The sequence below is a fragment of the Bremerella volcania genome (assembly GCF_007748115.1).
GTDB lineage: Bacteria > Planctomycetota > Planctomycetia > Pirellulales > Pirellulaceae > Bremerella > Bremerella volcania.
The window spans coordinates 3,243,993-3,255,645 of record NZ_CP036289.1; the positions used below are offsets into that span (position 1 = coordinate 3,243,993).

The window sequence follows — 11,653 nt, forward strand, 5'->3', positions numbered from 1 at the left end:
CCAGGAAGGTGTCATTGTTCTTAGCTCAAAAAAGTTTTCGGTAATGTGCTGTCAACTGCCTGGCCGAGTATCATCTCTTCTTCATGATGTCCGACAATGCGACGGCCCGCACAATGTCTTTGAGTTGATAGTTTTTCCGCTTCGCCTCTTCGACGATCGCTTGGATATCTTCCTGGTCATCGACGGTGAGCACGCGGCGTAACCCGTACGAGCAAAGGTGTTCGACCAGACCCTGCAGGAACCGATCGCGATCACCCAGCAAAAGCTGCTTGAACTGCTCGGCATCGGCAAACATGCGTCCGTCAGGCATCTCGCCACTGGGATCGACAGGAGGATCAGCTCCGGTTCCCTTTTCAACGCGTTCGTGCGTGCGCCACTGACCGATTGCGTCGAATTGATCGAATGCCAAGCCAAGCGGATCAATATTGCGATGGCAGGCAGCACAGTTAGCGTTCTGTGTATGTGCCTTAATCTTCTGTCGAATGGTCGCCTTGGGACTGTCCGGCGGATTGGGTTCGATGGGATCGACGTTTGCCGGCGGCGGTGGAGGAGTTTTGGCAAAGATCGCTTCACTGATCCAAACCCCACGGTGAACAGGACGATGCCGCGTGCCGTCGGAAGTAAGACCGAGGATCGCTCCCATCGTCAGTAGCCCGCCACGATGGTGCTCTGGCTTGAGCGATACCTTCTGCACGCCGGACGTCTTAGGCATTGTCACACCATAAAATTCGCAGAGGCGCGCATTGGCCATCGTCCAGTCAGAAGTGATGAAATGATCGATGCTCAGATTGCTGGCGAACACTTCTCGAAAGTACTGAATGACTTCCTCCCGCATGCTCGCTTCCAGCCAGACGTCATATTCAGGGTACAATTTGCCATCGGGCGGAAACATTCCAACGCGATGTAGCTGAAGCCATTGACGGGGGAAATCTTGCACGAATCGATCCATCTTCGGATCTGCCAGCATGCGATCGACATGTTTTGCAAGTTCGTCTTCCGTAAGCTTCCCTTCGGCAGCCGCATCGAACAATGCCTGGTCTGGCATGGAACTCCAAAGGAAGTACGACAAACGTGAGGCAAGTTCCCAGTCGTTAAGCCGCTCACGCGGTTGCGTATCCCCTTCGACCAGATAGGTGAAATTGCGACTATTGAGCACGCCCAACAAGGCTACCTGATAAGCGGACTTCCTGTCTTCGCCGGCGGCCAGTTCTTCCTCGTAGGCTTCCAGATAGGGACGCAGTTCATCATCGGCAACAGGTCGCCGCCAGGCCCGCTGTGCGAATCGATTGAGATGCTGCACAACGACTTCGAGCGTTGCATCGCCTGGAGGCATTATATCCGTGCGTGTCGCACGCTCTGCATCACTCTCGATAGGCCCTTCCCACTCGATCCAATCCAACAGCACGAACGAGAAAATGCCGTTACCATTTTCGTCGAAAAGTTTAGGACCCGTGGGATTCAGTAGCTTCGTTTCACTGGTATGCGTGAAGACGTAATCGGACCCGCCGAGAATGTTTCGATGATGGCCGCCCTTGTCACGAGAGATGATGTCGGTGACGACAACGTTGAAATCAAGGCTCGTAGGCATCTCCAGGAAAACCTCAAACTCAATGATCTCCGGTTCATCTTCCGGAGCGAGGATATCCAACTCGATCAGGCCCTCGTTGGTACCTTCACCGGTCCGTTTGCCGATGCGTAAGTGTGGTGTTTGTCCATACGGAGGACGAACTCCACTAATCTGTAGCCTTGCTCGATAAAGCCCACTCTTCGAGGCGCCCGCGCCGAACCAGTGGGGGCGCAAAGCCTGAAGTTCCCTACCAGGAAAAATCAGGGCACGCAGAGGAAGTTTGATCCCAAAGCGGTCAAGGTAAGCCTGCTGCCGTTGGCCTCCGTTGTAGCGGATTTCTGCCGCGGTTTTGCGAATCGTTTGCGACTCGACGGGATGCTCGGGAAACGCCCGATCCAGGACGATTTCAGAGGCGCGGTAGTAACGTTCGACATGCGAGGGAGACAGCGAGAGCTGCGAGCCGATGCGCTCGAAGCCATGCCATAATGGGTCGGCATTCAATTCACCTGGTTGAGACGGATCGTAGCGGACCCCCAGCAGATCATAGATCGTGTTCTGGTATTCCCGGCGGCTTAACCGGTAGTGAGAAACTGGCGGTCGCGCGGCCATACGCGCGGCTCGTCCTTCGCGGATACGTGAGTCGAGCTGGGAAATCACCGTAGCGATTTCGTTTTCACTTGGCTGCGGTTCGTCTTCTGGGGGCATCTCGCCGGCGTTGATGCGTTCCACGATTTCCGCCCAAAGATGCCCATCCTGGCCTGATCGGAAGTCGCGCGACAACTGATCGATGCGTAGGTCTCGCTCGACCGTCTCAGGCCCATGACACCGGATGCAGTGGTTCTGGAGAAACGCCTCGAAGGGTTCCGCGGCGGAAACGATTGACGCCCCAGCAAAGAACGCCAGCATCATGAACGATAGACGCATTAGGAAGGCCTGGTTCGAGGTAGGAAGGAACGCGAGCAGTGGCTGTTAGGCAGGACGCGAAAATCATCTGAATAGCTTGCAAGCGATTCATTTATTGAGAGCGTGAATAAGTTTAAGGGGATAGGTCTACATCAACGCTCCGCGACTGTCGCAAATTGATTCTACTTTAATTGATAAATGCATGCACTCTCGATTTTAGAGAATATTGCAAGCGGCCCCGTCCAGGCACAACCAGGTCTGCGCTTGAACTGAAAGGCAAGACGGTCGATGTCAATAGCTGCCTGGTCCGATCAGCCCGAGTTCCACCGCGAAACGAACGAATTCCGCACGGGTACGAAGTCCCAGCTTGACGCCAATCCGACCACGATAGGTCTCCACCGTCTTGATGCTTAGATCCAGGTCGTCCGCTATTTCCTGGTTGGTATGTCCCTTGGCCAGGCTGAGAAACACTTCTTTCTCGCGGGAACTGAGACTTCCCAGGGGACCCATCTTTTCTTTTTCGGACCAATCTTTCTCTGTCGTTAGCAGGTTGCCGACCTGGCTGGCGTCCAAATCAAGATCGACGAACACCTTTCCCGTCGCGACGGCGCGGATTGCGGCAACAACCTCGGTATCGGCTGCTGCCTTGACGACGTAGCCACTGGCTCCGCTGGCCAACGCAGCACGGACCAGCGTCAGGTCGTCGTGCATCGACAGAACCAGGATCCGCGTTTCCGGAATCGCTTGACGCAAATCATCGATGACCGGAAGCGTGCTGCCGCCTGGCATGGTCAGGTCAAGCACAAGTACATCTGGGCGAAGCTTCGAGACTTCGGCCTGCAACTGACCGACATCCGATACCTCTCCCACCACTTCGAGGTCGACATGCGATTGGAGAAGTAGCTTGAGTCCCGCGCGAAAGACAGCGTGGTCGTCAGCGATCACCAGGCGTATATTCTTCTTTTCGTTCATGAGCGGACCGGAATCCTCGCGCGAATGATGGTGCCCCCTTCAGGACGTTCTAAAACGCTAAACTCGCCCGCCAGAAGCGCAGTCCGTTGGATCATTCCTGAAACCCCCATTCCCTGATTGGACGTAGAGTCCTTATCGAATCCACGCCCGTCGTCCTCGATCTCCACCACAACTTCGCTACGTCGCTGCGCGACGAGAATTCGCACGAGCCTTGCTCCGGAATGGCGAGCGACGTTCGTTAGCCCTTCCTGCACGATTCGATAAATGGTTGTTTGAAGTGGATTGGATAATTTGTCCCAGTCTTGGATCTCGATCGTCAATTCAATGTCAATATCGTGGATCTGCTCGGCGTCTTCAGCCATCCGCTCCAAGGCGCCTTGTAAGCCAAGATGGTCCAGCGCCGCCGGACGCAGTCCATTCGCGATCCGTCGTACCTCGTGTACGGCGCTATTGACCACCTCGCGCAAGTCGTCGATTCGTTGTCGATAACTCGATGGATCCGGTTGATCGCCAAGAGCCCTCAAGCCCATCATCACCGAGGTTAACGATTGTCCCACCTCGTCGTGAAGATCAAAGGCGATGCGTCGTCTTTCCTCGTCTTGCAGTGCTGCGAACTGTTCTAGAAGGCTTGCGCGGATGTTCGCGAGTTCCTGTATTGGGCGAATAATTACAAACCACATGAAAGGAATTAAGATCATCGTCAGCAAAGTCGCATCAACGGCGGCTTCTTTCCAGGAGGTTTGGCTATCTACCAGAACTAGAGGCAGAACAAACATGATCGAGAATTCCGCCACGAAGACAACCAAGAGGATCATGAAAGAGACGCGAACAGGCCGGCTGAGCAGAATCGCTTCCAGTGGAGAGTTGTTCATGCTTGATTGAGCTTCTGAAATTGCCGAATAGCACCGGCGACGTTCCAACCGTTGCCGGGCAACCAGGATTTGGGCCTTCTACATTCTCAACAGCATATCATATCCACCAGTCCCATCTCGAATGGCGAATTCTCGACTGGGGACGGGGACGCCTGCTTGTCAGGAAAACCCTGACAAGGCCACCAAGATCAGGGTTTTTCCCGAATTGAAACGAAAGCTTGTTCGTGGGGAAAATGGAAGTACGTCATTTTGAGGACTTCTTGATGTCCTTACCCACCTTAGTACTTCAACCTTCGATCGGGTGTTTCGCATGTCTGAACATGCTTCCCAGGCAGCTTCGTCAGGGTTTCTCGCGATGATTGGCAAAGTCGTCCCTCCCATCCTCGTGTTCGGGGCGTTGGGCGGCGCGTGGCTGGCCGTGCATCATATGGGAACTGCCCCCGAAACCCACGATTCCGAGGTACGCTCCGCGCCCGAAGAGGGACCGATGAAGGAGGTGCTGAAGCTACCGCCGGGCAAGGTGAACTCGGCGGAACTTATCGCGCACGCAGCGTCACAGAGGTCCATTCAACACTCACATTCCGTTCCCGGGCGTATCACTTACGACGAGACACGTCATGTTGAAGTCCGTACGCCCATCGATGGAATCCTTGAGCAAGTGCTGGTTCAACCAGGAGATCGTGTCGTCGCCGGACAGTTGTTGGCAACACTTAGCAGCCCGGAAGTCGGAAGTGCCCGTTCGGAACTGATGCGGTGTCAGTCTCACGAAGAGCTACGTACCATCGAAGCAAACCGCGCTCAGGAAGTCGCCTCGAATGTACGCCGCCTCGTTGAATTGTTAGACGAAGAGATGGCGACTTCCGATATCGAGGCGAAACTTCAAGGCCTCGAGCTTGGGGAAGTTCGCAAGGTGATCCAGGCCGCCCATGCCCGCCTGCAACTGGCCAAAGAGTTACGAGACAACGTCCAGCCGCTCATTGGTTCCGGGGCGATGCCAGAACGAGTTATCCGCGAGCGACAATCGGAGTACGAGATTGCACGTGCTGAATTCGAAGCGGCTCGAGAGCAGGCTCTTTTCGACGTCGCTCAGGCCGAGCGAGAAGCATCCGCGAAGCTCGCGGATGCCAAACGACAGACGCAGATCGCCCAGCAGACGCTGCAAAGCTTAATTGGTAATTCGCCATCGACCGATTCGCAAAACGAGGCGTCCATGCTTTCAACACTGCAGATTTGCGCCCCGATGGCCGGAACGATCGAGTCACGCAAGTTTGCATCCAGCGAACGCGTCTATCGCGCGGATACGCTCTACGTACTTGCTGATACATCCTCCCTCTACGTGTCGGCGGCCGTCAGAGAGAAAGACTGGCCCGCCGTTGGCATAAAGGAGGGAACGGAGGTGGAGGTGATTGTCCCGGCGGTCGAAAGCGAGCGCATGTCGGCTCGCGTTCAGTACGTTGGAAGAGAGGTTGATCCCAACACGAATTCTATTCCTGTGGTAGCCGCATTGAATAATCCAACGGGGCTACTGCGCCCCGGCATGTTCGTACGCGTTGTCCTTCCGATTGGGGAACCACAGACTTCGTTGGTTGTTCGCCCGGAATCGATCCTGCGACACGATGACCAGCAGTTCGTGTTCGTCCAGGTGGGTGACTATGAATTCCAAAGAGTACCGATCGAGACAGGGCTCGAAACCGAAAACTGGACCGAGGTGAAGCAAGGTCTTGAGCTTGGTCAACGTGTGGTCGAGCGAGGAGCATTCTTGCTGAAGTCCGAGTGGCTTCTAGAGGGAGAAAGCGAATAGCATCTCGAAGGTAGCCGTGTTATCGACCACATCCCCGTATTGAATGCCCACCCATGCTGACTCACGTAATTGAATTCTCACTTAAGAATCGCGGCCTGGTCATCATCTTAACCTTGTTGATGGCAGGGGCTGGACTCTATTCGGCGATCAAGCTGCCGATCGATGCCGTTCCGGACATGACCAACGTCCAGGTCCAGGTAGTCACCGACGCGGGTTCTCTTTCTCCGGTGGAAGTGGAACGCTACGTCACCTATCCCGTCGAGAACACGATGGGTGGCTTACCCAACGTCGAGGAATTACGAAGCGTCTCGAAGTTCGGAATCTCGGTCGTCACGATCGTGTTTGAGGAAGGTACTGACGTCTACTGGGCGCGCAATCTGGTCTCGCAGCGTCTTACAGAAGCCGCGGACAACATCCCCGAGGGATACGGGACGCCTGCATTAGGGCCTCTGACGACGGCCCTTGGTGAGATTCTGCAATTCGAAGTTCGTAGCGATCGCCATTCCCCCATGGCATTGCGAACGATACTCGAGTGGGACATTGCCCCCCGACTGCGTGAAGTCGCTGGCGTGACCGAGATCAACACGCATGGTGGCTATTACAAGACTTTCGAGGTGCAGCCAGACCCAGACCGCATGACCAGTTACGGGATTACCCTGGAAACGCTGTTCGATCGAATCAAGAACAATAACGCCACCTCTGGTGGCGGCTACGTGGTGCACTACGGAGAGCAGCGATTCGTTCGCGGCATGTCGCTGCTAAGCAGCCAGCAAGATATTGAGTCGATCGTCCTGCGACGCGAAAAGGACGGTACGCCGATTCTACTGTCCGACGTTGCGACGGTAGCTATCGAACCAATGACCCGTCAAGGTGCCGTCACACGCGACGGTCGTGGGGAAGCGGTAACGGGCCTGGTCATGATGCTGATTGGAGAAAACTCGCGCGAGGTCGTTCAGGCCTCGAAGGAGCGGCTGCGAGAAATCGAGGAAACATTGCCGGAAGGAGTCTGGCTAGAAGTTACGTACGATCGCGCTGCCCTGATTGGTAGAACGTTAAAGACTGTCCTGACCAATCTGACCGAAGGTGGTTTACTGGTTATCGTCGTGCTTCTGTTCATGCTGGGAAGCCTCCGCGCGGGGATTGTCGTTGCCTTGGCCATTCCTCTCTCGATGATGTTCGCCACCAATGTCATGGCGATGACTGCAGTCACTGCAAGTCTCATGAGTCTGGGAGCGATCGACTTCGGGCTGATCGTCGATAGCTCGGTCATCATGATCGAGAATTGCATCCACCGACTCTCTCATAACAGCGAGGGCAAGTCGCACTTGCAGGTCATCCGCGACGCGGCAATCGAGGTTCGCAAACCAACGATGTTCGGTGAATTGATCATCTCGGTGGTTTTCGTCCCCATCCTTTTGTTGCAGGGAACCGAAGGAAAACTGTTTCGCCCAATGGCCTTAACGGTGTTGTTCGCTCTGGCCGGATCGCTCGTGTTGTCTCTCACCTTCATGCCGGCGATGGCATCCTTGATGCTGCCACGCAAGATGAACGACAAGGAAGTGTTTCTAGTGCGTTGGATCAAGTATCTGTACGAACCGCTAGTCGTACGCGCCATTCGGTACTCAGGATTTACGGTCAGCCTGGCAATTGCGGTCTTCCTGGCAAGCATCCCAGTAGCGATGAACTTGGGGGCAGAGTTCATGCCGCGTCTCAACGAAGGAGACCTGCTTGTGGAGGCCGTCCGTCTTCCCAGCGCGACCCTAGAGGGATCGATCGCCATGTCGACCCAAATCGAGTCACTGCTTTGCGAATTCCCTGAGGTGAAAACGGTCTTCTCGAAGACAGGTCGGCCCGAAATCGCGAACGATGTGATGGGCGTTCATCAAACGGACGTTTGGGTTCTTTTGAAACCACCGCACGATTGGCCTGAACATAAGACACGGGACGAATTGATCGAGGAGATGTCGCAAGTCTTGAATGACAATGTCCCAGGCGTTGCTTTCGGTTTCACGCAACCGATTGAAATGCGTGTGGACGAGTTAGTCGCTGGGGTGAAAGCGGACGTTGCCATTCTTCTTTACGGAGATGACTTGAACGTCCTGGCCCAGAAAGGCAAGGAGATCGAAGCGGTTCTCAGAAATGTCCCTGGAGCGGTCGACGTGAAGGCCGACTACCAGGCAAACTTGTCGACCATCTCCATTCAGACGCAGCCTGAGCAGCTTGCTCGTTACGGGGTCGATGCTCAATCGGTACTCGACGTGGTATCAGCCATGGGAGGTATGCCGGTCGGACAGATCTTTGAGGGCCGAGCCCGTTTTCCGATTCTCGTTCGTATCCCAGTCGAATGGCGAGAGAACCTTTCATTACTGGAACAACTTCCCGTGGCAGAAGCCGGAGGAAGCCCCATCCCACTGAAGGAGCTTGCGGAAATACGCCTTGAGGAAACTCCACCAAGCATCGAGCACGAGGCTAATCGTCGCCGCACGTTTGTTTCGGCCAATGTTCGCGGGCGAGACGTCGCGTCGTTTGTAAACGAAGCGCAGCAAGTCGTCGAGAACGAGGTCACCCTTCCAGCAGGCTACGAAATTGTCTGGGGTGGTGACTTCCAGAACCTGCAGTCCGCCAGTCAGCGTTTGGCGCTGATCCTTCCGATCGTGCTGCTCGTCATTCTGCTTCTGCTGCACACGAGCCTGGGTTCGCTTAGACTTGCCCTGCTCATCTTCCTGGCCGTGCCGATGGCGGCATCTGGCGGGATTTACGCACTATACCTCCGGGAGATGCCCTTCAGCATTTCGGCCGGTGTGGGCTTTATCGCCCTGTTTGGCGTCGCCGTGCTCAATGGTCTGGTCTGGGTAAGTGCGGCCGAACATCAAAGAAAGGTCGGCATGCCGCTTGATCGAATCAGTCATGCCACTGCCCTGGCCCGCCTACGTCCTGTGCTAATGACAGCCCTGGTCGCCAGTCTGGGTTTCCTTCCGATGGCTCTGTCAACCAGCGATGGTGCCGAGATGCAGCGACCACTGGCCACCGTCGTGATCGGCGGCCTGATCACCTCCACACTGCTGACGTCACTGGTTGTTCCATGTATTTATCCATGGCTCGCCAAGGGACTCCCTGTGTCGGAAGATGAGGAAGATTTGTTTGACGAATCGACGAGCGTTTTGACGTAGGACTCGTACGCCTGCCTGGCAACCGTACATCCCGATATGACTTGTCACCCGAGAATCGAAATCGCTTCGTCCGGACAGGTCGCCCACTGACATCCTAGGTCTCGCAGCCAGGTTTCCCACATCCCACGGTTTTTGGGAGTTCGATTTTCCAGCAGGACTGTGGGAACCGCATTAATCATCGCGGCGATCGCAAAGTGCAGCCGGTCGGTGATCACGTATTCGAACTGGCCTGCGACACGAATGTAGTCTTCCGGCGTCTGGGCGAGTCGAATCGGATCCCCCAAACTGCGGTTCTGATCACGCGCGTCCAAATAGCGTCCCTCCAGATCCTGTCGTAGAAAGAGTCCGCCCGGTTTACTTGGCCGAGAAGCTGTGAACTGATAGCCAAGCGCGAGGTCCGGTGCCAAGTGAGCTTCGGGATAAAACTGCCGTCCGGACGGTTCGCGGAGATAGACGGTCGCCAAACCAACAGGCTCATAGGAGTAAGCCGACTGCGGAAGAATTACCGCCGGCAGCCCAGTTGCCAGGGCCGTTTGCCGACGCCGAATCTCTTCCCGGTACTGACTTCCCAGGTTGCCGCCCCCAAAGAGCAGCAGGAAATCAATCCCATCGGCTTCGCCGGGTTCCACCCGCCGCCACGATAGTTGAAAGTGATCCAAGAGCTGACGCGTGGCCGCATAGATCAACTGGTCGCCCACGTTGTTACCCACTCCGTCCACCAAACCAATCTTCTTCCCGGCTAAGGGACCGAAAATGGGCTCGAAGCAGGCCGCCGGCAGTAGCCGCCGCATGGTCGGTGAATTCACGAGATTTGTATCGATCTAAGAACCTCGAAACGATGAACGCGAGTTCGCGCGGCCGCTCCACCGCATTGAGCCGTTGATCTCGCTGACGCCTGTCTCTTGATAGACGATCTGGTCGCTGTAGAACTTCCGTCCCGATTTCATTTCACGTTCGAGCCAGACATCCAGTTCACAGCTTGCCTGGGCGAGCCGTGGCAGGATATCTTCCGCATAGCAGGTGCGTATGACGTAACCGGTGGTCAAACGAGCCCCGTACAAACGACCGTCTTCCCCTTTGGCGGCCCTCAGTTGCGTTTCGTCCAGCCAAAGACAGTCCCAGTCCCCATCGCCTGACTCCAGTAACCGCCCAAGCCTGGCCGCGGCATCCGCAACAGGAACCGCATCATCCTCGAAAACGGCAAAAAAATCCTGGTCATTCACGCGGGCATTCTGCACCCCCAAGGTCAATGCCTGAAGCCCCGCCAACCGACACCCAACCGCCCGAACCGGATACCCATTATGGACCTTCTCCCAATTCCAATAACACTCCAACTCCTGCATATCCTCGTAAGTAACCCGCTGCGGCTCAAGCCTCACGCCAGGGGAGATGAGCCAGTGGAAGTCAGGAAAGGCGGCGGACAGGCGCTGAAAGGCGGGCTTGGTTCGGGGGGAGTCTAGGAGGCTGATGATGTAGGCATTCATTAAAATCGATTCAACAAATCGCAATGTTCATACTCCGCTAAATCCATGGTTCCTCATGCACAGCAAAGACACTGGCGTACCACGACATTTGAAGCTAGAGATAATCAATTCGAAGTGAATTCCTCGCGGATACAAAGTGTTTGAACGCTACAGTAGAGAGAAAGCAAACAGTACTAACTACCGGGGATCTCGCCAGTTACTCTTGCGACGGATGTAGGACTTCGGTTCCCCGAATTGCTCTTTGAATTTCTCATAGGGCACAGGTAGTTTAAGGAACGGGCCATCTTTTGACGTGGAAAATTGGATTTTGTCAGTGCGAATGTACATCCCTGTGAGACCTTTCGCTGACATTTCTACGAAGTCAATTTGAACTAAAGGGTTGCCGTGTATTAACAATCCTGGCGTAGTGTCGCGTTCGAACCCTATATCCAAAAAGTCTTGAACCGTAGCATCTTGAAGTCGTTTGGGAGAGCCATTGATGAGAATAAAAAATTGCTTGGGTATTTGAGAATCATTACCTATCGAAATTGTAGAGACTTCATCTCTTGCAATATTCAATTCGATCCCATCGTAGACAGGATTTCCTCTTTCGAACAAATAGGCCAACCCAGCTTCCGTGGCGGGCCAAAACAGAATTGCAGCCAAGCCGAAGGTGCTCAACAATACGAAGAGGGATCCGAAAATAATGACTAGGGTCATCGTAAAACGGTTCCTTCGGTTGTTTGCCACGCTGTCATGATCTCCTGGATAAAAAAGGGGATACGCACGATTCTTCTGTGCGTTATTGTCTCCAGCCCCCACTTATGTCGTCTATTTCACGGGTATAGAGGCTTCGGATAAATGCTTTGGCTTCTTCCGAAATAGTAATCGGTAGACCGTCTCCA

Annotated in this window: 8 protein-coding genes; 2 read left to right on the forward strand and 6 right to left on the reverse strand. The window is 54.9% G+C overall.

Annotation, left to right across the window (positions count from 1 at the left end):
- Positions 1-70 precede the first annotated feature (70 nt).
- The 3 genes from Pan97_RS13180 to Pan97_RS13190 form a co-directional block, all read right to left on the reverse strand.
- The gene (locus Pan97_RS13180; protein ID WP_144973245.1) at positions 71-2,491 is read right to left on the reverse strand and encodes a DUF1592 domain-containing protein; all 2,421 of its coding nucleotides are present in this window, start codon (positions 2,489-2,491) and stop codon (positions 71-73) included.
- Between the two features lie 270 nt (positions 2,492-2,761).
- Complete coding sequence (locus tag Pan97_RS13185) at positions 2,762-3,442, reverse strand: response regulator (protein ID WP_196782390.1); 681 nt, start codon at positions 3,440-3,442, stop codon at positions 2,762-2,764.
- Positions 3,439-4,362, reverse strand: a complete 924-nt coding sequence (locus Pan97_RS13190) for a sensor histidine kinase (protein WP_144973247.1) — start codon at positions 4,360-4,362, stop codon at positions 3,439-3,441. The genes Pan97_RS13185 and Pan97_RS13190 overlap by 4 nt, the downstream gene beginning before the upstream one ends.
- A 262-nt stretch (positions 4,363-4,624) precedes the next feature.
- Between Pan97_RS13190 and Pan97_RS13195 the strand changes: the two genes are divergently transcribed.
- Complete coding sequence (locus tag Pan97_RS13195; protein ID WP_144973249.1) at positions 4,625-6,115, forward strand: efflux RND transporter periplasmic adaptor subunit; 1,491 nt, start codon at positions 4,625-4,627, stop codon at positions 6,113-6,115.
- 53 nt (positions 6,116-6,168) lie between these two features.
- Positions 6,169-9,285, forward strand: coding sequence for an efflux RND transporter permease subunit (locus Pan97_RS13200; RefSeq protein WP_144973251.1), 3,117 nt, complete (start codon positions 6,169-6,171; stop codon positions 9,283-9,285).
- Between the two features lie 44 nt (positions 9,286-9,329).
- Here Pan97_RS13200 and Pan97_RS13205 read toward each other — a convergent pair whose 3' ends face one another.
- From Pan97_RS13205 to Pan97_RS13215, 3 genes are all read right to left on the reverse strand, one after another.
- Complete coding sequence (locus Pan97_RS13205) at positions 9,330-10,091, reverse strand: polysaccharide pyruvyl transferase family protein (protein WP_144973253.1); 762 nt, start codon at positions 10,089-10,091, stop codon at positions 9,330-9,332.
- A gap of 15 nt (positions 10,092-10,106) precedes the next feature.
- Complete coding sequence (locus tag Pan97_RS13210) at positions 10,107-10,769, reverse strand: hypothetical protein (RefSeq protein ID WP_144973255.1); 663 nt, start codon at positions 10,767-10,769, stop codon at positions 10,107-10,109.
- A 177-nt stretch (positions 10,770-10,946) separates the two neighbouring features.
- A complete protein-coding gene (locus tag Pan97_RS13215; protein ID WP_144973257.1) occupies positions 10,947-11,468 on the reverse strand; it encodes a hypothetical protein in 522 nt (173 codons plus the stop codon).
- Positions 11,469-11,653 lie beyond the last annotated feature (185 nt).